This window comes from Kitasatospora sp. NPDC096077, from assembly GCF_040303245.1.
GTDB lineage: Bacteria > Actinomycetota > Actinomycetes > Streptomycetales > Streptomycetaceae > Kitasatospora.
The window spans coordinates 26,816-47,393 of record NZ_JBEOSV010000029.1; the positions used below are offsets into that span (position 1 = coordinate 26,816).

Annotated in this window: 16 protein-coding genes; 7 read left to right on the forward strand and 9 right to left on the reverse strand. The window is 76.4% G+C overall.

Annotated elements, in window-relative coordinates:
* Positions 1 to 3 precede the first annotated feature (3 nt).
* The 5 genes from ABTZ03_RS24155 to ABTZ03_RS24175 all read right to left on the reverse strand — a co-directional run bounded on the left by ABTZ03_RS24155 (position 4) and on the right by ABTZ03_RS24175 (position 7,699).
* Positions 4 to 798 (reverse strand): hypothetical protein, encoded by a 795-nt coding sequence (locus tag ABTZ03_RS24155; RefSeq protein ID WP_350515140.1) that lies wholly within the window; start codon positions 796 to 798, stop codon positions 4 to 6.
* Positions 799 to 891: 93 nt separating this feature from the next.
* Positions 892 to 2,610 (reverse strand): ABC transporter ATP-binding protein, encoded by a 1,719-nt coding sequence (locus ABTZ03_RS24160; RefSeq protein ID WP_350515141.1) that lies wholly within the window; start codon positions 2,608 to 2,610, stop codon positions 892 to 894.
* Positions 2,611 to 2,867: 257 nt separating this feature from the next.
* Positions 2,868 to 4,226, reverse strand: a complete 1,359-nt coding sequence (locus ABTZ03_RS24165) for a lanthionine synthetase C family protein (protein WP_350515142.1) — start codon at positions 4,224 to 4,226, stop codon at positions 2,868 to 2,870.
* A complete protein-coding gene (locus ABTZ03_RS24170) occupies positions 4,223 to 7,429 on the reverse strand; it encodes a lantibiotic dehydratase (RefSeq protein WP_350515143.1) in 3,207 nt (1,068 codons plus the stop codon). Before ABTZ03_RS24170 ends, ABTZ03_RS24165 begins: the two co-directional genes overlap by 4 nt.
* Before the next feature lie 132 nt (positions 7,430 to 7,561).
* Positions 7,562 to 7,699, reverse strand: coding sequence for a hypothetical protein (locus tag ABTZ03_RS24175; protein ID WP_350515144.1), 138 nt, complete (start codon positions 7,697 to 7,699; stop codon positions 7,562 to 7,564).
* A 296-nt stretch (positions 7,700 to 7,995) separates the two neighbouring features.
* On the opposite strand from ABTZ03_RS24175, the gene ABTZ03_RS24180 reads away from it, so the two are divergent.
* Positions 7,996 to 11,205, forward strand: a complete 3,210-nt coding sequence (locus ABTZ03_RS24180) for an AfsR/SARP family transcriptional regulator (RefSeq protein ID WP_350515145.1) — start codon at positions 7,996 to 7,998, stop codon at positions 11,203 to 11,205.
* 12 nt (positions 11,206 to 11,217) lie between these two features.
* Here the strand turns inward: ABTZ03_RS24180 and ABTZ03_RS24185 are convergent, their stop codons facing one another.
* The 3 genes from ABTZ03_RS24185 to ABTZ03_RS24195 form a co-directional block, all read right to left on the reverse strand.
* Entirely contained in the window at positions 11,218 to 11,454 is a 237-nt protein-coding gene (locus tag ABTZ03_RS24185; RefSeq protein WP_350515146.1) for a hypothetical protein, read from the reverse strand.
* A 152-nt stretch (positions 11,455 to 11,606) separates the two neighbouring features.
* On the reverse strand, positions 11,607 to 12,608 hold the full coding sequence (locus ABTZ03_RS24190) for a phosphotransferase family protein (protein ID WP_350515147.1): 1,002 nt from the start codon (positions 12,606 to 12,608) through the stop codon (positions 11,607 to 11,609).
* Between the two features lie 175 nt (positions 12,609 to 12,783).
* Positions 12,784 to 13,104 carry a hypothetical protein gene (locus ABTZ03_RS24195; protein WP_350515148.1) on the reverse strand — a complete coding sequence of 107 codons (321 nt, stop codon included), beginning with the start codon at positions 13,102 to 13,104 and terminating at the stop codon, positions 12,784 to 12,786.
* An 81-nt stretch (positions 13,105 to 13,185) separates the two neighbouring features.
* On the opposite strand from ABTZ03_RS24195, the gene ABTZ03_RS24200 reads away from it, so the two are divergent.
* The 4 genes from ABTZ03_RS24200 to ABTZ03_RS24215 all read left to right on the forward strand — a co-directional run bounded on the left by ABTZ03_RS24200 (position 13,186) and on the right by ABTZ03_RS24215 (position 17,889).
* A complete protein-coding gene (locus ABTZ03_RS24200; RefSeq protein WP_350515149.1) occupies positions 13,186 to 13,584 on the forward strand; it encodes a heavy metal-responsive transcriptional regulator in 399 nt (132 codons plus the stop codon).
* Positions 13,585 to 13,687: 103 nt separating this feature from the next.
* Positions 13,688 to 14,848 carry a PQQ-binding-like beta-propeller repeat protein gene (locus tag ABTZ03_RS24205; RefSeq protein ID WP_350515150.1) on the forward strand — a complete coding sequence of 387 codons (1,161 nt, stop codon included), beginning with the start codon at positions 13,688 to 13,690 and terminating at the stop codon, positions 14,846 to 14,848.
* A gap of 200 nt (positions 14,849 to 15,048) precedes the next feature.
* Positions 15,049 to 16,443 carry an alpha/beta fold hydrolase gene (locus ABTZ03_RS24210; protein ID WP_350515151.1) on the forward strand — a complete coding sequence of 465 codons (1,395 nt, stop codon included), beginning with the start codon at positions 15,049 to 15,051 and terminating at the stop codon, positions 16,441 to 16,443.
* Between the two features lie 108 nt (positions 16,444 to 16,551).
* Positions 16,552 to 17,889: a tetratricopeptide repeat protein gene (locus ABTZ03_RS24215; RefSeq protein WP_350515152.1), complete on the forward strand. Its 1,338-nt coding sequence runs from the start codon at positions 16,552 to 16,554 to the stop codon at positions 17,887 to 17,889.
* A 71-nt stretch (positions 17,890 to 17,960) separates the two neighbouring features.
* On the opposite strand, the gene ABTZ03_RS24220 is transcribed toward ABTZ03_RS24215, so the two are convergent.
* A complete protein-coding gene (locus tag ABTZ03_RS24220; protein WP_350515153.1) occupies positions 17,961 to 18,701 on the reverse strand; it encodes a class II aldolase/adducin family protein in 741 nt (246 codons plus the stop codon).
* 284 nt (positions 18,702 to 18,985) lie between these two features.
* Here ABTZ03_RS24220 and ABTZ03_RS24225 point away from each other — a divergent pair, with 284 nt between their 5' ends.
* Both ABTZ03_RS24225 and ABTZ03_RS24230 read left to right on the forward strand, forming a co-directional pair.
* Positions 18,986 to 19,765 (forward strand): VOC family protein, encoded by a 780-nt coding sequence (locus ABTZ03_RS24225; protein WP_350515154.1) that lies wholly within the window; start codon positions 18,986 to 18,988, stop codon positions 19,763 to 19,765.
* Positions 19,766 to 19,994: 229 nt separating this feature from the next.
* Positions 19,995 to 20,567: a TetR/AcrR family transcriptional regulator gene (locus tag ABTZ03_RS24230; protein WP_350515155.1), complete on the forward strand. Its 573-nt coding sequence runs from the start codon at positions 19,995 to 19,997 to the stop codon at positions 20,565 to 20,567.
* The last annotated feature ends 11 nt before the right edge of the window (positions 20,568 to 20,578 follow it).

Sequence of the window (20,578 nt, forward strand, 5' to 3'; positions counted from 1 at the left end):
GGGTCAGGGGGACCAGGGCAGGCGGAGCGCCTCCAGCTCGGGGTCGGTCAGCAGAGCCTCGATCAGGGCCGGGGGACCGGCGACCTTGGTGCCCCACAGGTCGTAGTCGGTGCACAGAACCCAGGAGCGGTCCTCGGCCCAGAGGTTGGACGGGCTGAAATCGGCGTCCGTGTTGTCGTAGAGGGCCTCGGCGTCGCGGAGGTGCCCTGATCGGACGTGCAGGTTCTCGAAGTCCGCACCGCGGAGCATCAGCGGGTTGTAGAAGGCGAGGCAGCGGGTGTCCGGGCCGTCCGGGCTGTACGCGGTGAGGACGCGGACCAGCCGGTTCCAGGTCTCCCGGTCGAGGCTGCCCTCGGTGGGCGGGTCGAGGTGGAGCGGCCAGCTGCCGTCCTTGCGGGCGGACGGGAAGCAGTGGCGGGCGGGCGGCCTGCCCTCGGGGACGACCGGGTCGCCGGTGCGGCGGGCGAGGTCGGCCCAGCGCAGCCGCCGCCAGCCGGGGCCGGGGTGATCGGCGCGACCGAGGCCGCCGCCGGTGGCCACGCCGACCTCCAGGTCGATGCCGGCCACGGAGAGCGGCTCGATGCGTCCCGCCGCCAGGAGGGCCTGGCGGTGCTCGTGGTACGAGATGTCGACCGGTCCGCGTTCGTGCTCGTACATGGCGTTGAGCACCCAGGCGGCGTCGGGCAGCGGGGGCGCCAGGAAGCCGGTGACGCCGTCGTCGGCGCACAGCTCCCGGAGCCAGTCGGCGGCGCCGGACGGCGCGAGCGGCCAGCGGTCCGACAGGGGGTTCTCGGGCATCCGGTCATCCTCCCAGACGGCGGGGGCCGGGCCGACGGCAGGGACGCGAGGGGGCGATGGTGGGCGGGTCGACGGCGCGGGGACGCGGGCGGGTCAGACGGCGAGGAGCTGGGTGCGGGCGAGGGCGGCGTACAGGTCGTCCCGGGCGAGCAGCTCGGTGTGGGTGCCGACGGCCCGGATCCGCCCGGCGTCGAGGACGACGATCCGCTCCGCGTCGGCGGCGGTGGCCAGCCGGTGGGCGATCACCAGGACGGTGGTGGAGCGGGCGACCTGGGCGACGGCCTCGCGCAGCGCCTGCTCGTTGGCGGCGTCCAGCTGGGAGCTGGGCTCGTCGAGCAGCAGCAGGCGCGGGCGGCGCAGCAGGGCGCGGGCGATCGCGACCCGCTGGCGCTGGCCGCCGGAGAGGGCGCGGCCGCGTTCGCCGAGGGGGGTGTCCAGGCCGGCGGGCAGCGTGGCGGTGAGGCCGTCGAGCCGGGTCAGGGTCAGCACGCGGCGCAGCTCGGCCTCCGGGACGTCGCCGGGCGCTCCGAGGCAGAGGTTCTCCCGGAGGGTGCCGGCCAGCACCGGGGTGTCCTGTTCGACGTAGCCGATGGCGGCGCGCAGTTCGGTGAGCGGCCAGTCGCGCAGCTCACGGCCGTCCAGGGTGACGGCGCCGGCGGTGGGCTCGTAGAAGCGTTCCAGCAGGGCGAACAGGGTGCTCTTACCGGCGCCGGACGGGCCCACCAGGGCGGTCAGGCCGCCGGCCGGCAGGTCGAGGGTGAGGTTGCGGAGCACGGGGTGGTCGCGGTCGGGGTAGCGGAAGGTCACGTCCCGGAAGGCGAGCCGGGCGGGGGTGCGGGGTGGGACGCGCGGGGGCCTGGGGGCGGCGGTGCTCAACGGCTCGGGGGTCGACGGCTCGGGGGCCCGGGGGGTGGGGGTCAGCGGCTCGACGGGCAGCCGTTCGACCTCGGCGATCCGCTCGACGGCCGCCAGTCCGCGCTGCAACAGTCCTGTACCGGCGACGAGTTGGGAGAGCAGCGGGCCGAGGTAGACCAGGTAGAGCAGGAAGCTGATCAGGCTGGTGACGCCGAGCCGGCCGTCGGCCACCCGGGCGGCCCCCAGGCCGAGGACCGCCAGGAAGGCGAGCTGGACGGCGAGCGCCGAGAGCGCCTCGGTGACGGTCTCCCAGGCGGCCGCCCGGCTCCCGCTCACCCAGGCGCGTTCGGCGGCGCCGGCGGCCTCGGCGGTGAGCTGGGGCTCCAGCCCGTTCGCCTTGACGGTGCGGAAGGCGCCCAGCGACCGGTCCAGCAGTGCGCCCAGCTCGCCCAGCACGGTCTGCGCCTGCTTGGCCGCGCGCATCACCCGGGGGAACAGCCCGCCGGACAGCACGGTGACCAGCAGCAGCACCGAGACGGTCACCCCGCACAGCACCGGGTCGAGCAGCAGCATGGCGACCAGGGCACCGAGCGTGAGCAGCAGCGAGGTGGCCGAGCCGACCAGCGCCTGGGCGGTGGCGGCGCGCAGCAGGGTGGTGTCGGAGGTGACCCGGGAGATCAGGTCGCCCGGGCGCAGCCGGTCGAACTCGGGGACGGGCAGCCGCAGCAGCCGGGCGGCCAGGGTGCCGCGCGAGCGGCGGACCACGGTCTCGGCGATCAGCTGGAGCTGGTAGGACCCGAATGCGTTGAGCGCCACCCCGGCCAGCATGATCCCGGCGAGCAGCAGGGCGGGGGCGGCGGTCGGCCGGTGGGCGGTGAGCGAGTCCAGGACGCCCCGGGCGGCGACGGGCTGCACCAGGCCGACCAGCCCCCCGAGCAGGCTGAGGGTGCTGGCCACCGCCAACCGTCCGCGCTGCGGCCGGAGTTGGCGGGCGAGCAAGCGCCAGGCGGGGGGTGTGGCGGCGGGGGGCATCGGTGGGCCTTTCGGATCGGGCGGGGGAGCGTTCGGTGGGTTGATTCGGGCCTCGGGCGGGGTGATCGGGGCTCAGGTGGGGGTGGTCGGGCGGAGCGCCGGGTGGGTTGCTCCGACCTCGGGTGGGCGAGCGGGTCTCGGGTGGGCGAGTGGGCCTCGGGTGGGCGCGGGCGGGGGTGTGCTCAGGCGAGCAGCAGGGCCCGGTCCCAGGTGGTGGCGGGGGCGCGCTCGGTGGCGAAGGTGTGCAGGGCGAGGGCGGCTCCGGCGGCGCCGGTGAGGAAGCCGGCCGGGTCGTCCGTCCAGCCGTTCCTGGTCCGGGGCTCGGTGAAGCCGAACGGGGCGTCGGGGTCGGAGAGTTGGAGCAGGCGGGTGGCGAGCCCGGGGAGACGCTCGGCCGTCCGGCGGTCGGTGCCGTCCTGGGCGATGCGCCAGGCGCACTGGAGCAGGCCGCCCCAGCCGTGGCAGAGCCCGGCGTCGGTGGGGCCGGCCCGGAGGTGGTCGCGGTCGAGGGCGGCGAGCAGCGCGTCCTCGGCGGTGCGGCGCCAGGTCGGGACGTCGAGGGCCAGCCCGGCCAGCTGGAGGGCGCGGGCGATGCCGGGGGAGCCGTAGCACCAGGACGGCCGCCCGGGTGCCTCCTGGCCGGGTGCGTCGGCGTCGGATGTGTTGCGCTCGGGCGCGTCGGCGTCGGGTGCGTTCCGCTCGGGCGCGCCGGCATCGCGCATCAGCTCCACGGCAGTGGGCCACCAGGGTCCGGCCCGGTCCGTCCGGGCCGCGTCGAGCAGCCACTCGGCCAGCCGGGTGATGGCCTCGGCCTGCCCGGGCACCTGCAGCCCCTGCCGCCAGGCCAGCGCGAGCACGGCGAGCGGGCCCGGGGCGCCGTGCGCCAGGCCTAGGTTGGCGTGGCCGAGCTCCGGTGCGACGGCGCGGTAGCTGTCCACGTCCTGGGCCACCCACCAGCCGGGCAGACCGGCCAGCGGCTCGGTGAGCGCGACCAGGCCGCGCAGCACCTCCTCCGTCGCCGGTCGGTCCTGGTCGAGCAGGACGGCGCCGAGCCCGGCCAGGCCGGAGATCAGGTCGTAGGACTCCAGTGCGGTGTGGCCCGCGCGGTCCGCGATCCGTCGGCGCTCCCGGCCCGCCAGCCGCTCGGCCAGGACGGCGGTCCCGGCACGCAGGTGGTCGCGGGCAGCGCGGTAGTCCTGCGGACCGGCGGCCGCCCTGGGCAGGACGAAGCAGAGCGCGGGCACGGCGTCGTACAGCCCGATGCCGGGCGCGGCGGTGCGGGCCGCGCGGGCCGCGAGGCCGAGCCAGGTGTGCGCGGTGGTGCGGAAGGCGGAGTCGTGGCGGGCGAGTTCGGCGTACAGCAGGGCGATGCCGGGGGCGCCGCCGGCCAGACCGGCCGGGTCCCAGGGACGGCCGGTGGCGGCCAGTGCGGCGGCCACCCGCTCGGGGTCGGCGAGCCGCTCGGCGGCGACGGCGACGGCCGCCGCGGCGCGTTCGCGCAGCGGGGTGATGGTGGCGGTGTGATCGGTGATCGGGCTCATGCGACGGCTCCGGCGGTGTCGGCCGCTGCGACGGTGTCGAGGGCTTCGAGGGTGTCGGGCGCTCCGGGGACGGCCCGGGATTCCGCACCGAGCGCGGCCGCCCGGCCCAGGTGGGCCCGCACCGTGCGCCGGGCCAGCGCGAGCGAGCGCTCCTCGCCGGTGCGGTCAACGCCGACCAGCCGGTTGTGGTGCATGTGCAGCAACGCGCCGAGCGCGGTGTCGGTGCTGCTCCACCGCTCGTCCAGTCGCGCGCGGTAGGCGGCCAGCGCGGCGGCCCGTTCGTCCCAGGAGGCGAGCAGTTCGCTGCCGCCGGGGAGCCGGCCGAGGGCGCTCCAGTGGCCGTCGGGGTCGATCAGCGCGCGCGCCTGTTCCCGTACGGCCGGGGGCAGGTGGTGCCGCTCGGTGGCGCGGTACCGGCGGGTCAGCAGGCCGAGGTCGCCGAAGTGGTGCGCCAGGTCGACGTAGTTGGCCGCGAGCAGGGTCAACGGGTCGAGGCCCAGGCGGCGTTCGTGCAGCAGCCGGAGCTGCGCGAGGCAGGAGCGGCTGTCGGCCGCGAACACCTGCTCGGCGGCCGCCATCGCCGCCGGGCCGCCGTAGCGCTCCAACTCGGGCTCGTAGCCGTCCAGGACGAGGCGGTCGGCGAGGCCGGCGGCGGCCAGTCGGTCGGCCCAGGCGCCGAGGGCGGGCAGCAGTTCGGTGCGGAGCGCGGTCGGGTCGCCGTGGAAGCGCAGGCGCAGGTGCGGCTCCGGGTCCAGGTAGCGGAGGTAGAACCAGCGGTCGACCGATGTCGGCAACTGCTCCAGCAGGGCGGGCAGTCGCCGGTTCAGCAGCTCGTCCTGCCGGGCGGTGGCGCAGTACAGCTTGGCGTACAGCCAGGGCGAGGATCCGGGGCCGTGCACCGTGCGCCGGCGGGGCGGTGCCACCGCCGGGGTGCGCGCCGTGCCGGGGGAGCGGCGGAGGAGCGTGAAGGCCAGCTCGTTGCTGCGGCCGCCCGCGCCGAGCCAGTCGGCCGGCTGCTCCGGCACCTCCTGGAGGTGGCCGTCGGCGGAGCCGGTCCAGGCGTGGTGCAGCAGCTCGCGGTGGTGCTCGTCCCCGAGGTCGAGGGTGATCCGCTGGTCGTCGCTGACGCTCTGCACCACGCGCGGCACCCGCCAGCGCCGCCGCCACTCCTCCAGGCGCGCCGACCACTGGGGGTACGGCAGGGCGGGGTCGCGCAGCTCCGGCTCCTCGGGGCGCCAGCGGGCCGGGCTGAGCACGGTGCGCCCGGAGCGGACCCGGGGCAGGAAGGGCAGCCGCTCGGCGGCGCCCCAGCGCCAGCGCGGCCAGGCCGGCCCGCCGCTGCGGGAGAGCTCGTCCAGCAGCCGGGCGGCGTTGGGCGCGTGCACATCGGTGGCCAGCATGTGCGGCACGGTCGGCACCACCTCGCGGCCCAGCCGGCGGGAGACCACGGCGAGCCGGTCGTGGTCGGCGACCACCGCGAGGTCGGCCGGCCCGAGCACGCCCGGGTCGGTGCGGTCGGCGAACTGGGCGAGCGTCACGGTGTACGGCAGCACCTGCGGCGCCCGGGCCACATTGGCGCTGTGGGCGCGGGGCGTCCGGAAGAGCAGCTGGGCCCGGACGGCCTCGGGGTTGTCGGTGGGCAGGGTGCGCACGGCCTCGGTCAGCGGCCGGCCGGCCTCGCCCAGCAGCGGCGCGAAGCGGCCCGCCATCGCCCCGGCGGTGACGCCGGTGCCGCTCACCACCAGGGTGAAGTCGCCGTCCGCGAGCGCCTCGGGGGAGGCGGCCCGCAGCTCGACCAGCAGGTCCAGCGAGGGTGGCGCGGTGTCGCCGGGGCTGTCGGCCGCGGTCCCGGCCGTGGCGTCGCCCGCGGTGCCGCCGAGCCGGGCCAGCAGCGCCTCGTCGAGCACCAGCTCGCGCTCGCCGCTCACGGCCGCCCGCTGGGCGAGCGCCAGCAGCAGTTCGTCGCGCGGGTCGGCGGGCTCGCCGGGCCGCAGCGCCCGGGTGCTGCGCGGCAGCAGGTAGCCCGCCGGGGCGCCCAGGCCGCGCTCGGGGTCGAGCAGGTCGAGCAGCGGCACGGCGCGGCCCAGCCCGTACCGCTCCAGGAAGTCCTGGTGGTACTGCCGTAGGTGTGCCGGCCCCGGTCGTCCCGCCGAGACCGTCCACAGCGCGTGGGCGGCCCGCTCGACCTCCCGGCGGACGGCCGGCGGCAGCCGCACCTCGACGTCGAGGCCGAGGTCGACCTGCACCAGCCGTTCGGTGGGGTGCAGGCGGCGCATCCGTTCCGTCAGGGTTCGCCACGTGGGCAGGCCGGCGCCCGGTTCGGTGCGCTGGTACGCCGCCAAGTCGTCCCGGACGGCGCGTAGTTCGGCCGCGACGGGGAGGCCGGACAGCCGCTCCAGCAGGTGCCCGATCGGGTCCGGCTCCGCGGCCGGCGGCAGCAGGTCGGTCAGCAGGATCTGGGTGCGCACCAGCTCGCCGAGCAGCCAGTCCACCGCCGCGCCCTCCACCTGCGGGTGCGCGGCCAGTACGGCCCGGTGCAGCTCGGCCCACGACAGCGGCCCGGCGGCGCGCTCCAGCACGGTGCGGATCGCCGCGGTGTGGCGGATCGACAGCTCCCGCCCGGCGGTGCGCTGCTCCGCGCCCGGCACCGGCAGGTACGGCAGCACCAGTCGGTCGTCGCGCACCCGGCACAGGTCGTTGGCGGTCACCCGCAGTCCGCGCAGCACCGGGAGCTCGCGTTCCAGCGCCGCGACCAGCCCGGTCAGCCACTCCTGGTCGGGGCGGGCCGCCTTGCGCGGACGCCCGCCCCACCGCACCGCGGGGCGGTCGGCGAAGCGGGCGACGGCGACCCCGGCCATCAGGCCGAACGGGGTGGCCCGGTCGGACATCCGGAGTCGGTAGCGGGTGACCGCGCGGGCCGCCTTGCGCAGCTGCTTGGGCTTCACCGGCCGCCCGGCCTCGACCTGGTCGAGCACCCGGCTGAGCGAGGGGCTGGACACGGCGACGGCCTCGCGCAGCAGCTCGTCGCCGAGTGCGGCGCGCAGCTGGTCGAGGTCGGTGTCCCGGGAGGTGGGGGCGGTGCTCGGCCGAGCGGGGTGCTCGGTGTCCCGCGGGTCGGGGCGCTCGGGGAGGGAGCGGGCCGGCCGGACGGCGGCCCGCAGCAGGGCGACCTCGCCGCAGGCGAAGGTCGGCGTGTCCGGCATGGCTGGCTCTCCTACGAAGGGGGCGGGCAGGACGCGGGAACGGCCCGGGGCGGAAGAGCCCGGTGCGGCGGCCGACGGAAAAGCCCGGTGCGGCGGCCGGGGGAATGTGGCCGCCGCACCGGGAGCTGTGGCTCAGTCGCAGCAGCGCGAGTTGCGGGTCGAGTTGCAGGAGTACGGCCAGGAGGCGGCGACGGCCGCGTTCTGCGCCTCGGTCTCCTCCTGGGCCGGGGCGTTGATCTCCAGGACGTCGAGCTCAAGGATGTCGTTCATGGCGAACCACCTTTCAAGGGATCCAGCGGATTGTCGTCGGGAAGGGCGGGCCGCCGATGTTCCGTAGGCTCCGTGGCCCTTCCGACACCAGGAACACTAGGCAGGACCGATCAACACCCGATCGACCGAAGGTCAACGCCCGAGCGACGCCGATCGACGCCCGATCAACGCGGCCGCACCGAGAGCGCCCCGGATGTGCGAAGGGCTCGGCAGCGAGCAGTTCCTCTGCCTAATCTGTGCACCGGACGAACGAAGATCGACAGCCGCGTGACCCGCGGTCGAACGGGGGGCAAGGCGTGGTCGAAGGAGTCGCGGAGCTCGCGTTCTCGGTGCTCGGGCCGATGCGCGGCCGGCGGGACGAGGTGGCGCTGCGGCTCGGCAGCCCGCAGCAGCAGGCGATGCTCGCGGTCCTGCTGCTGCGTCCGGGCGGGGCGGCCGGCGCGGCCGACCTGATCGAGGCACTCTGGGGGGAGGAGCCGCCGCAGGCCGCGACCACCACCGTCCGCACCTACGCCTGGCGGCTGCGCAAGCTGCTGGAACCCGGCCACCGGACGCCCACCGTCCTGGTCTCGCTCGGTGACGGCTACCGGCTGGTGCTGCCCCCGGGGGCGGTGGACGCCCAGGTGGCCGAGCGGCTGGCGGTCCGTGCGGAGGCCGAGACGGGTGCCGGGAGCCCCGCACAGGCGCGTGAACTGCTCAACCAGGCACTGGAGTTGTGGCAGGGCGAGCCGCTGGCCGGAATCCCCGGCCCGTACGCGCAACGCCAGCGCGACCGGCTCGGGGAGCTGCGGCTCGCGCTGCTGGAGGAACGCCTCGCCCTCGACCTGACGCTCGGCCGGGCGGCCCGCTGCGTGCCCGAGCTGACCGCGCTGACCACCGAACACCCGCTGCGCGAACGGCCGCACGGCCTGCTGATGCGGGCGCTGAGCCGCAGCGGTCGGCAGGCGGACGCGCTGGCGGCGTTCCGGCGGGTGCGCGAGGTGCTGGTGGAGCAACTGGGCGTCGAGCCGGGGCCGGAGCTCGCCGAGCTGCACCGGCGGATCCTGAGCGGGGAGGAGTGCGGGGAGTCCCGGACGGCCGTGGCGGCCGTGCCGGTTGAGCCGGCTGCGGCGGTCGGAGCGGTCGGAGCGGTCGGAGCGGTCGGAGCGGCCGGAGCGGCAGAAGTGGGCGAAGTGGCACGAGCGGCCGAAGAGCCGCCCGGCGAGGCGTCCGGGCGGGCCGAGTCGGCCGCGGGTTCCTTCGGCCCGCCCCGTCCGGCCCAACTTCCGCCCGCACCGGGGGACTTCATCGGCCGGGCGGTCCAGGTCGAGGCGATCCGGGCCGCCCTCACCGCCCCCGCCCGGGACGCCCTGCCCGTGGTGTCCGTGGTCGGCATGGGCGGCGTCGGCAAGACGGCACTGGCCCTGCACGCCGCCCACGGCGCCCGCTGCGCCTTCCCCGACGGCGAGCTCTACGCCGACCTGCGCGGTGCCGACGCCCAACCGGCCAGCCCCGCCGACGTGCTCGCCGCCTTCCTGGCCGCGCTCGGCACCCGCCCCGAAGCCGTACCGGACAGCACCGCCGACCGCACCGCGCTGTTCCGCTCGCTCACCGACGGACGGCGCCTGCTGGTCGTCCTGGACGACGCCCGCGACACCGCGCAGATCCGCCCGCTGCTGCCCGGCTCACCCGACTGCGGCGCGCTGGTCACCAGCCGCACCCGCCCCAGCAGCCTGCCCACCGCCGTCCAACTGGACCTGGACGTCTTCACCCCCGAGGAGGCCGTCCGGCTGCTCGGCCGGGTGATCGGGGAGCCGCGGCTGGCCGCCGAACCGCAGGCCGCCCATGACCTGGCCGCGGCCTGCGGCCACCTGCCGCTCGCCGTGCGGATCACCGCCGCCCGGCTCGCCGCCCGCCCGCGCTGGACCATCGCAAGCCTCGGCGAACGGCTCGCCGACGAGCAGCGCCGGATCGACGAACTGCGGATGGGGGACCTGGCCGTCGGCGCGGCCTTCGAGCTGGGCTACCGTCAGCTGACCCGGGACCAGGCCCGGGCCTTCCGGCTGGCCGCCTGGGCCGAGGGGCCCGACCTCGGCCTGGACGCCGCCGCGGCCCTGCTGGACCTCGGGCCCGACGAGGCCGAGGAACTGCTGGAGTCGCTGGTCGACGCCGCGATGCTCGACTCGCTCACCGCCGGCCGCTACCGCTACCACGACCTGCTGCGCGGCTTCGCCCGCCGTACCTCGCACGCCCTCGGCGCCGAGGAGGCGGTGGCGGCCCGCGCCCGGCTGCTCGGCCACCTGCTGGCCGGCGCCCGGACGGCCTTCCAGCTCGCGGTGCCGGGTGACCCGGTGGCCGGGGCGCTCGGCCCGGTCCGGTCGATCCCGCCGGGCGCGCGACCGACCGGACACGACCTGGGCGGCGAACCCGTCGCGCGGTCCGCGGACCCGGCACCCGCGGTGGCCGGCGAGTCGGCGGCCGCCGCACCGCAGCCGGCCGGCCACCAGGTCTCAGCGGGCCCCGCGCTCGGGGACCTGTCCGCCGCCCGGGCCTGGGCCCGCGCGGAGGGCCCGGGCGCGATCGCGCTGGCCGGGCGGCTGGCCGGTGAACCGGCCCCGGCCGCCCAACTCCGCCAGGTGACAGACCTGTTGATCGCCCTCAGCCCCTTCGGCCCGGGCGAACTCGGCGACCGACTGGAAGCCTCGGTGCTCGCCCTGATCGGCGCCGCCACCACCGGCGGCGACCGCTTCGCCGAGGGCCGGGCCCGCTTCCTGCTCTGCGGGCTCAGGATCGCCGCCACCCGGCTGGACGAGGCCCGCGCCGAGGCGGAGCTGGCGGAACGGGCCAGCCGCGCCGCCGGGGACACCGTCATCCTGCGCCAGGTGCTCAACGACCTCGGCCTGATCGCCCAGACGCTGCGCCGCAACGAGGAGGCGATCCGCCGCTTCGAGGAGTCCGTCGACCTCGCCCGCCGACTGGGCCACCGCTCCGGCGCGGTGACCGGCACCGTCAACGCCGCGCTCGCCAAGGTCCGGCACGGCCGGGCCGAGGAGGCCGCCGTCACCTGCGAGCAGGTGCTGCCCGAGGTCCGCGCCCTCGGCGACACCGCCGGCACCGCGTACACCCTGTACGTCCTCGGTCTGGCGCTGCACGGCCTCGGCCGGTACCAGGAGGCGGCAGACCGCTTCCGGGAGTGCCGGGCCGTCGCCGCCGCGGCGGGCCGCCGCGACCGGGAGGCGCTGGCGGGCGTACGGCTCGCCGAAGTCCTGCTGGCCCTGGGCCGGCCCGAGCAGGCGGCCGAGGAGGCCCGGACGGCACTGGACATCACCGTGGACACCGGCGCCCGTCGCGACCAGGGGTACGCACTGGTCGTCCTGGGCCGCTCGCTCGCCGAACTCGGCCGCCCGGCCGCCTGCCGGGACCGCCTGCACGAGGCGCACGCCATCTTCGAGAGCCTCGGCCTCCCGGACGCCGCCGACGTCGCGACCCTCCTCGGCGAGCTGGTCACCCTGCCCGCCGAGGACTGATCGCGGCCGGGGCTACGACCCGTGACGCTTCACGCAGCTGACGCACCAGGCCCCGGTGCCGTTCCACTCGTCGATGTGCTGCCGGCCGCCCGGGCCCGTCACGCCCCCGGCGCTCTGGTGCGTCCCCACCCGCGGGGCGTTCGCGGCCGAGGCCGACGCGCCGACCTGCGGCAGGACGACCAGCCCCACGGCGACCGCCAGTGAGGCGAGCCGGGCTGCGATGCGGGTGCTGCTGCGGTGCTTGACCATCCGAGTGCGCCTCTCTACCGACAACTACCGTCTACCGACAACTACCGGGACCGAACACCGAGCCCCCCATCGGGGATTCGGTGGACGGGGCTACGCTCGCACGGTCCGATCAACACAGGATCAACGCCCGGGCAGCTCCGCCGCGGGACCGTTCATCCGGGCCCGCCACCGGCCAGTTCGAGCGCCCGCTCCAGGTTGTACTCGGCGATCCCCGCCATCAACGCCCGGTCGGGGAAGTCCCCGTCCAACAGCCGCAGCGGCCCCGCCGTCAGCGAGAGCCGCTGCGCCAGCAGGTAAAGCGCGATCCGGTGCCCGTCCAGCCCGGCGGCCGCCAGCGGACGGTAGTCGTCGTGCAGTCGGATCCGCAGGAAGACGTGCTCCCACTCGACGTCGAAGTACATGGTGCCTTCGAGGTCGATCAGGGTCGGCCGCCCGGCATGGTCCACCAGGACGTGGTCCGGCCCCAACTCGCCGTGCACCACGGCGTGCTCCGCCCGCGGGCGCACCGCCGCCGCCAGCTCCGACAGCCGCTCCTCCAGTCGGCCCCGGGCCCGTGCGATCCGCGGATCGCGTACCGCCGCCTCGGCGAGGTCCCGCCCGGCCCGGGCCAGGACCACCTCCTCGCACGAGCCGCCGTGCGAACGCCCGCCCGCGTCGACCACCGCCACCTTGCCGTACCCGGGCGCCCGGTGGCCGCGCATCGCCGCCAGGGCCTCGCCGAGCCGCTCCAGCACCGGGGCGGCGGCCCGTCGGTCGCGGGCGAGCAGCGCTTCCAGGCTCTCGCCCCGGACGTCCTCGACGACCGCCAGATCGGACGGCCCGTGCACCCCGTCCCGGTCGACCAGCCGGATGGCCGGTACCCGCACGCCCAGCCCGGCCAGCCGGGCGTGGGCGGCCTCGAAGAGGTCCAGCCCGAGACCGGGGGAGAACGGGTCGGCGAGGTCGTCGTCGCCCTCGGCGGCCGGCCAGTAGTTCTCGGCGTCGTCCCAGCGGTAGGCGATCGCCGTCGTGCCGTCGTCCAGCACCAGGCGGTACACGCCCTTCTTGCTGCCGCCCGAGAGCCGCTCCGCCCGCTCCAGCCGCCGACCGCCTCCCAGGGCGGCCCGCGCCGCACCCGCCAACTGCTCCCGCACCGCTGCCACTTCGGCCGTCATCCGCCCCGCCCCTCCGTCGTCATGATCCGGGCACCCTACCCGGCTCCCGGCCCACGGCAGGTTCCACCGGCTCCCGGCGTCGCCCGGGCCGTGGTGGTGGCGCCGACGCCCGCGGGTGCTCGTCGGCGAGCTCGGCGACGCGTTGCGCCCGTGGACCTGACGGCCGCTACTGCCGCTACGGCCGCTGCCGGGCGGCGCGCAGGGCCCCGCGCAGCTGGTCGACGGTGGGCGCCTCGCAGAGCGAGCCCGACGCGTCCCGGAACAGCCGGCAGGAGAGGCCCGCCGGTTGCCCGGGCCCGGCGAAGGGGTCGACGCCGTCGATCAACAGGGTCGGCGAGCCGCGCATGCCCAGCTCCTCCGCCCGCTCCCCGTCGGTCACCAGGACCTCACGGATCCCCTCCACCGGGCGCCCGAGCCCGGCCAGTGCCTCGTCGAGCCGCCCGCGCAGCAGCGGGGCGTTCGGGCAGTCCGGGACCGCCAGGATGGTCAGCTCCACCGTCGTCACGTCCTCTCGTCGCCCCCGCCGTGCACGGTAGACCTTCCAGTGCACTGGAAGGTCAAGTCGTAGCCTGGAGCCATGCGCATCGGAGAGCTCGCCGCCCGGGCGGGGGTGTCGACCAAGGCGGTCCGCTTCTACGAGCAGGCCGGCCTGCTGCCCGCCCCGCCCCGCACCCCCGGCGGCTACCGCGACTACCCGCCCCGGGCGGCCGACCGGCTCGCCTTCGTCCGCGGCGCCCAGGCGGCCGGGCTGACCCTCGGCGAGATCCGCGAGGTCCTGCGGATCCGCGACGACGGGCAGGCGCCCTGCGGGCACGTGACGGCGCTCCTCGCCGAACACCTCCGCGCGGTCGAGCAGCGCATCGCGGAACTCACCCGGGCCCGGGCTGAACTGCTGCGCCTGACCGGGACGGCGGCCGCGACCGACCCGGCCACCTGCACCGAGGACGACATCTGCCGGATCCTCTCGCCCCGTTGACGCCCCTCCCGTACTGCCCGCGAGGACCGGGAACCGGAAGTCCGTGCACGAAGTCCTGGTCGGTGTGAACACCGACACCACACAGCACGAACCGATCCCGCCCGTGACCGCACCCCAGCTCAACCGCCGGCGGCTGCTGCTGAGCGCCGCCGGAGGCCTCGGCGCGCTCGCCGTCGCGGGCGGGGCCGGGTGGTGGGCGCACCGGGACGCCGTGCGCGGGCCGCGGCTGTGGAGCTCGTCCGGGGCGGGCGGGCGGGTGGTCCTGCCGACCGGGGCGCAGCGGGGCCTGTTCGCCTCGGGGTACGACGGCACGGTCCGCTCGCTCGATCCGGGGACCGGGGCGGTGCGCTGGAGCCGGGCGGTCAAGGCGGCCCCGCCGGTGAACCACCTGGACGGGTGGCAGTTGGCCAACTCGGGCGGGTGGCACCTGGCCGCGGGCGACGGCGTGGTGAGCGTGGTCTCCACCGCCGGGGTGCAGGTCCTCGACGCCGCCTCGGGGGAGCCGCGTTGGGAGGTGCCGTTGCCGGAGTGGTCCGAGACCCCGGAGACCTCGGGGCCGGTCATCGGCGCGGGTGGCGTGTTCGCGGTCCACGGCGCCGCGCTGCACCGCTACGACGCGGCCGACGGCGGCCTGCGCTGGAGCAGCGACCCGGAGGCGGCGGCCGTCACGGGGGTGCTGGCGCTGGCCGGGGACGCCGTGTACGTGGCCGGCCGGGACGGCGGGCTGCTCGCCCTGGACGCGCGCGGCGGCGCCCGGCTCTGGACCCAGGACGCCGTGGTCGCCGTCGAAGCCCCTCCGGTGATCCACCGGGGGCTCGTCCACCTCGGGTACAGCGGTGGCCAGCCGGACTCCTACACGGCCCTCGCGCTGGACGCGGCCACCGGCCAGGTGCGCTGGCAGCGCCGGCGGCTGCCGGTGGCGGGCCCGCTCGCGGCCGCCGACCGGACGGTGTGCCTGCTCAGCGGGGACCGGCTGATGGCGCTGGACGCGGACACCGGTGACACCCGTTGGACGGCCGGGGTACCGGTGGGCATGGGGCGCGGGATGAGCTCGATGACCGCCGCCGACGGCACCGTCTACGTGGGGACGAACGACGACCGGCTGTTCGCCTTCGACCTGGCGACCGGTCGGCCGCGTTGGCGGGACGAGCCGGAGCAGCTCAAGTCCGACACCGAGTACACCCGGGTGTTCCTGACGGCCACCGGTTCGACCGTCTTCTCCGGCAGCCGGGCCGGCCTGCACGCCCTGGGTTCCGCCGTCTGACCCGACGCCGCCCTCCGACCCGGTGCCGCCCTCCGACCCGGTGCCGCCCTCCGGGCCGGTGCCGCCCTCCGGGCCGGTGCCACCGGGACGGTTCGTTTCCGGCCGAGTGCCGTCCGGACGCTCGCCCCCGAAGGGCCCCGGGGCGCAGGCTGCTTCCGCGACCGCGTCCGCCCGGACGCGGCGTGAGCGGAAGGACGAACATGACGAGCACGCGCGGCCGCATCGCCGCCCTGCTGGGCGCCGTCGCGGTGGTCGCCGGCACCACCCTGGCCGGCCCCGCCGCCCCGGCGTCGGCCGAACCGCAGCCCGGGCCCGATGGCGGGATCACCGGGCAGGCACCCTGCCCGGACGCCCCGGAGTTCACCTGCGGGACGCTCACCGTCCCGCTCGACCACAGCGGCGCCACACCCGGCACCCTGCGGCTCGACGTGGCGACGACCGGCAACGCCGACGCCCCCAAGGGCGACCTGCTGTACCTCACCGGCGGCCCCGGCCAGCCCGGCGTGCCGTCGATCAAGCGGATGGCGGACAAGCTGGCGCCCGTCCTCAAGGACTACCGCCTGGTCATGTACGACCAGCGCGGCACCGGCCGGGGCGCGCTCCAATGCCCCGGCCTCCAGGCGGACATGGGCTCCTCCGACCTCGCCGTGCCGCGCCGGCAGTCGATCACCGACTGTGCCGCCGCCCTCGGCCCGGACGCCCGCCACTACACCACGGCGGACACCGTCGCCGACATCGACCTGCTGCGCCGCGCCCTCGGCGACCGGCGGCTCAGCCTGGACGGCGTCTCCTACGGCACCGTGGTCGCCGAGCGGTACGCCTTCGCCCACCCGACGCGGGTGGCCCGGCTGGTGCTCGACTCGGTGGCGCCGCCCGGGGGTTTCGACCCGCTCGACCTGGCCGCGATGCCCGCCACCGCCCGGGTGCTGCGGGCCGCCTGCCAGGCCACCGGCTGCACCACCGACCCGGCCGCCGACCTCGCCGCCACGGTGCGGCGGTACGGCGACGGGGCGCAGATCCTGAGCGCGCTCACCGGCTTCGAGTTCATCGACCCGGACTTCGGCGGGTTCCCGGAAGCCCTGCACGAGGCCGCCGCCGGACGGCCCGCGAAGCTCCAGGACCTCTTCGCGCTCGTCCACCAGGTGGTCGACGCCGCGCCCGCCGAGGAACTCAGCCAGGGCCTGCACTCCGCCGCCCTGTGCGCCGACTCGCGCTTCCCGTGGGGCACCGCCGACACCCCCGTCGCGGGCCGCGCGGCGGCGCTGGAGCGCACCCGGCAGCGGCTGACCGCCGAGCAGACCTGGCCGTTCGACCCGGCGACCGCGACCGGGCTGGGCAGCCTCCTGGTCTGCCTGGACTGGCCGCGCGAGCAGGTGCCGCCGCTGCCGTCGCCGCACCACAGGCTGCCGGACGTGCCGGTGCTGCTGCTCGGCGGCGACCGGGACCTCGCCACGCCCTACGAACTGCTCTACGAGCAGGCCGAGTTGGCGCACGACCCGGAGATCGTGATCGTGTCCGGGGCGGCCCACTCGGTGCAGAACCGGGCGACGAACCCGGCCGGCAGGCAGGCGGTGTACGACTTCCTGCTGAGGTAGTGGGCCGGGCCCTGGCCAGCGGCAACGACCAGCGGAAATCGATTTGCCCGGAGGGCGGTCGGCCGGGGATCATCCTGAGGTCCTGACACCCCCCAACCCCGGAGACACATGGCCACCGAACTGTCCGAAGCCTGGGAGCTCTACGAGTCCGGCGACTCGCAGGGAGCGATGCGGACGCTGCGCTCCGCCGCGGACCGCCTCCCGCCCGCCGAAGTCGCCCCGCTGGTGGCCGAGTTGGCCAAGGGCGCCGGTTTCCGGGATCTGGCGGAGGCTTCGAGGGCACTGGCGGCCGGGCCCGGGGACGCCGACCGGCTCTATGCGTACGGCTACGCCTGCGTCGAGCGCGGCATCGACGCGGTGGCCGTCCCCGCGCTGCGGGAGGCGCTGCGGCTGGTCCAGGCGCCGCCCGCCGCTCCGGCGCGCACCGGCCTGTTCCGCCGCAAGCCCAAGGCGGAGGCCGGTCGGCAGCTCGGCCTGCGCAAGGTGCTGCTGGAGCTGGTCTCCGCGCTGGAGGGCTGCGAGCGGCACACCGAGGCGCTGGCCGTGCTGCGCGAGCACGACGCCCGGCTCGACGACTGGCCGGACCGGTACCTGACGGTCTACAACGCGCTGATGAGCGGCCGGATACCGCTGGCCCGCGAGGTGTACGGGGCGCTGTCGGCCCCCGAGGACGTCTGGGTGGGCCCGGGCCGGCGGGTCGGCCGGATGCTGGAGCGGGCGGCGGCCCTGCCGCCCGTCGACGACCGGGACCTGCGCGGCTGGCACCACGTGCTCACCGGCGGCCTGCTCACCACTCTCTCGCCGCACGGGTTCGACCAGGGCATGACCGGCCGTTGGGCGTACCTCCAGGACGACTTCGAGCACTGCCGGTACGGCCTGGAGCGGCTGCGGACCGTGCTGGCCGCCACCGGTCGCAAGCCCGCCTCGGTCGGACTGCTGGCCGACCGGGGCAGCCGGGCCCTCGGGCTGGCGGCGGCCCGGCTGCTGGGCGTGCCGGCCGCGCCGTACCAGCCGGGTACGCCGGGCGTGCTGGTGGTCGCGTACGACCTGAACGAGTGCGATCCCGCCGTGGTGGCGCAGCTGAACGAGCGGGCGGAGGGCGAGCTCCTCTTCGAGCACGCCACCTGCTGGACCGACCCGCCGGCCGTGACGGCCGACGTCTCCACGCTGTTGGGGCAGATCGTGCACGCCCCGTGGGAGCCCGGCCTGCAGTTCGACGAGGACGGCGAACCGGAGGAGGCCGAGCCCGACCGGCGCTCGGCCGAGGAACTCGCCGAGGCGATCCTGGCCGCCGCCCCGACCGCCCCGGAGGGCGACGGCGAGACCCCGGCCGACCCGGACGACGTCCTCACGGCCTTCGCCACCCGCGCGGCCGGCTGGCCCGCCGCGGGTCCGCGCGACCGCATCGGCTCGTCCGGCCCGGTCCGGAGCTCCCGCTTCGCGTGACGGCCGGGGTCGCCCGGCCCCGGCGTCCGCGCCCCCGGTGTCCGCAGCGCCGGGGGCCGGGCGCCCCGTGGTTACCGCTGCGCCGGGCGCTCGGTGCGCCGGACCCAGTAGTCCCAGCCGGCCTCGATCTGGCCGGCGGACCAGACCAGCGCGTCCTTCTCCAGGCTCTCCCGGTGCCCGGTCCAGCGCTTCGGTCCGCCCGCCGCCAGGGCGGTGAGCTGGAGCCCGCAGGCGCGTTCGAGCAGCACGGCGTACATCACGGCGTGGGCGATGTCCCGGCCGACCGTGAGCAGCCCGTGCTGGGGCATCAGACAGGCCCGGGCCGGGCCGAGGTCGGCGGCCAGGGCCCGGCCGAGCTCCGGGGTGCGGATCAGGTTGGCGGTGGCGCCGAAGGTCGGCAGCCCGTGCTCGGCGAAGGCCACGGCGTCGTGGCTGAGCGGCCGGAGCGGTTCGCCGAGCGAGGCGAAGGCGTTGACGGTGCCGGAGTGGGTGTGCAGCGAGACCTGGGCGTCCGGGCGGGCCCGCAGCACCTCGGTGTGGATGTGGTACTCCAGGTGCACCCGCCCGCCGTCCGGGAGCCCCTCACCGCCCGCGAGCCGTTCGCCGTCCCAGGAGACCAGCAGCACCCGGTCCTGATCGATCTCCTCCAGGCCCCAGCCGGAGGCCTTCATCCAGACCCCGCGCCCGGCCGGGTCGCGGACCGCCAGGTGTCCCCAGATCATGTCGCCGTGCCCGGCCTCGGCGAGCACCCGGCTGCCGAGCGCGGCCAGCGCCGCCGCCTCCTGGTCGTTCCCGGGGGTGTCGATGGTCATGGCCGCTCCTTGCGCGTGCGGTTCCGTCGGGCGGCTGCGATCGCGGCCGCCCGTCACGGTACGAACCTACGGGGGAGCGCTTCCTGACGATCAGTCGGGGTGGGGTCAGCCGCAGGGCGGGCGGTACGGGGTGCGACTCGTGGGGTTCGGCGACCTGCCGCAGCTGGATCTGCGCGGCCGGCCGGGGAGGGCCGCGGTGGGCCGTGGGGGCATCTCGGGTGGCGGATCCCGGGGCGGGACGCGAGGGTGACTCGGGGGACCTCAGAGGAAGAGGAAGAGCGAGCATGCCCGAAGTCACCACCCCGTACGTGACCGGCACCCCGTGCTGGGTCGATCTGATGGCGAAGGACCAGCAGGCGGCGCTGGACTTCTACCGCGACCTGTTCGGCTGGCAGGGCCAGCCCGGCCCGGCCGAGTTCGGCGGGTACGCCGTCTGCCTGCTGAACGGCAAGGCGGCCGCCGGCATCGGCCCGGCGATGGCCCCCGAGGGCATGCCGGAGCCGCCCACGGTGTGGACCAGCTACCTGGCCAGCACCGACGCCCAGGCCACCCAGGACGCCATCGTGGCGGCGGGCGGCACCCTGCTGGTCCCGGTGATGGACGTCGGCACCATCGGCCGGATGCTGATCGCGGCCGACCCGCAGGGCGCGGTGTTCGGCGTCTGGCAGGCGCTGGACTTCTCCGGCGCCCAGGTGGTCAACGAGCCCGGCGCGCTGACCTGGAACGAACTGCACACCAGCGACATCGAGGGCGCCACCGCCTTCTACGGTGAGGCCTTCGGCATCGAGATCGTACGGATGGCGGGCGACGTCGAGTACTGGGAGCTGAAGATCGGCGGCCGCCCGGTCGGCGGCGCCACCCTGCTCAGCAACGACCCGCCCGGCACCCCGGCCCACTGGCTCAGCTACTTCGCGGTCGACGACGCGGACTCCTCGGTCGACGCCCTGGTCCGCAGCGGCGGCAACGTCCTCGTCCCGCCTTTCGACATGATGGCCGGCCGGATGACGGTGGTCACCGACCCGCAGGGCGCCCCGTTCGCGATGATCAAGCTCGCCCCGCGGTAGCCGCCCACCCCCCCGAAGGTCCGGCCCAGGGCGATGGTCTGCGCCCTCAGGGGGGCCTTGCCGCAAGGCCCCCTGGCGCGTTGCTTCGGTAGTGGCGAGGAGTTCGGAGTTCCCGAACTCCTCGCCTTCGTCGTTCCCGGCCGTGGTCCGGCTGCCGGACGGGTGGCCTTCGGGCCCTCGTCGGCGCTTTCGCGTTTACACATCTGGCATCGAGTGTTAAATTCGTAGCATGCCGAAGGTTCCACCCGCACAGCTGGTGCTCGAAGCCGCCTACCGCTGCTTCGCCCGCAACGGCTACCGCCGCACCACCGTGTCCGACATCGTCGAAGAGGCGCAGATGTCACGCCCGACGGTCTACAAGTACGTCGGGAGCAAGGACGAGGCGGTGGTCAAGGTCGTCCGGTCCGCACTGGAGCGGGCCCGGACGGCTGCCCGGACGGCCGCGGCGGCCGCGGACACGCCCGAGGAGAAGGTCCTCGCCGTGCTCGGGGTGAAGCTGGAGGTCGCCATCCGGCTGTGGCGGGACAGCCCCGCCCACGCCCAGGAACTGCTGAACGCCGCCACCGCCCAGGCGCCCGAGCTGATCACCGACTACGTCGACGACCTGGCCGAGCTCCTGACCGCCGCCCTCGCCGAGACCGCCCCGGACACCGCGCGCCGGGCCGCCGCCGTCCTGCTCACCTTCACCCGGGGGCTGGAGGACGACCTGCGCGACGCCGGGACCGCCCGCCGCGACCTCGCCGAGGGCGTACGGATGATCACCCGAGGGGCGCTCGACCGCCCCGAGGCTTCCCCGGCCTGACCCATCGGCGG

Bases quoted from the DNA above. Each gene is read 5' to 3' on its own strand.
- ABTZ03_RS24155 (WP_350515140.1), bottom strand. From the start codon at position 798: ATGCCCGAGAACCCCCTGTCGGACCGCTGGCCGCTCGCGCCGTCCGGC.
- ABTZ03_RS24165 (WP_350515142.1), bottom strand. From the start codon at position 4,226: ATGAGCCCGATCACCGATCACACCGCCACCATCACCCCGCTGCGCGAA.
- ABTZ03_RS24170 (WP_350515143.1), bottom strand. From the start codon at position 7,429: ATGCCGGACACGCCGACCTTCGCCTGCGGCGAGGTCGCCCTGCTGCGG.
- ABTZ03_RS24175 (WP_350515144.1), bottom strand. From the start codon at position 7,699: ATGAACGACATCCTTGAGCTCGACGTCCTGGAGATCAACGCCCCGGCC.
- ABTZ03_RS24185 (WP_350515146.1), bottom strand. From the start codon at position 11,454: ATGGTCAAGCACCGCAGCAGCACCCGCATCGCAGCCCGGCTCGCCTCA.
- ABTZ03_RS24190 (WP_350515147.1), bottom strand. From the start codon at position 12,608: ATGACGGCCGAAGTGGCAGCGGTGCGGGAGCAGTTGGCGGGTGCGGCG.
- ABTZ03_RS24200 (WP_350515149.1), top strand. From the start codon at position 13,186: ATGCGCATCGGAGAGCTCGCCGCCCGGGCGGGGGTGTCGACCAAGGCG.
- ABTZ03_RS24210 (WP_350515151.1), top strand. From the start codon at position 15,049: ATGACGAGCACGCGCGGCCGCATCGCCGCCCTGCTGGGCGCCGTCGCG.
- ABTZ03_RS24215 (WP_350515152.1), top strand. From the start codon at position 16,552: ATGGCCACCGAACTGTCCGAAGCCTGGGAGCTCTACGAGTCCGGCGAC.
- ABTZ03_RS24220 (WP_350515153.1), bottom strand. From the start codon at position 18,701: ATGACCATCGACACCCCCGGGAACGACCAGGAGGCGGCGGCGCTGGCC.
- ABTZ03_RS24225 (WP_350515154.1), top strand. From the start codon at position 18,986: ATGCCCGAAGTCACCACCCCGTACGTGACCGGCACCCCGTGCTGGGTC.
- ABTZ03_RS24230 (WP_350515155.1), top strand. From the start codon at position 19,995: ATGCCGAAGGTTCCACCCGCACAGCTGGTGCTCGAAGCCGCCTACCGC.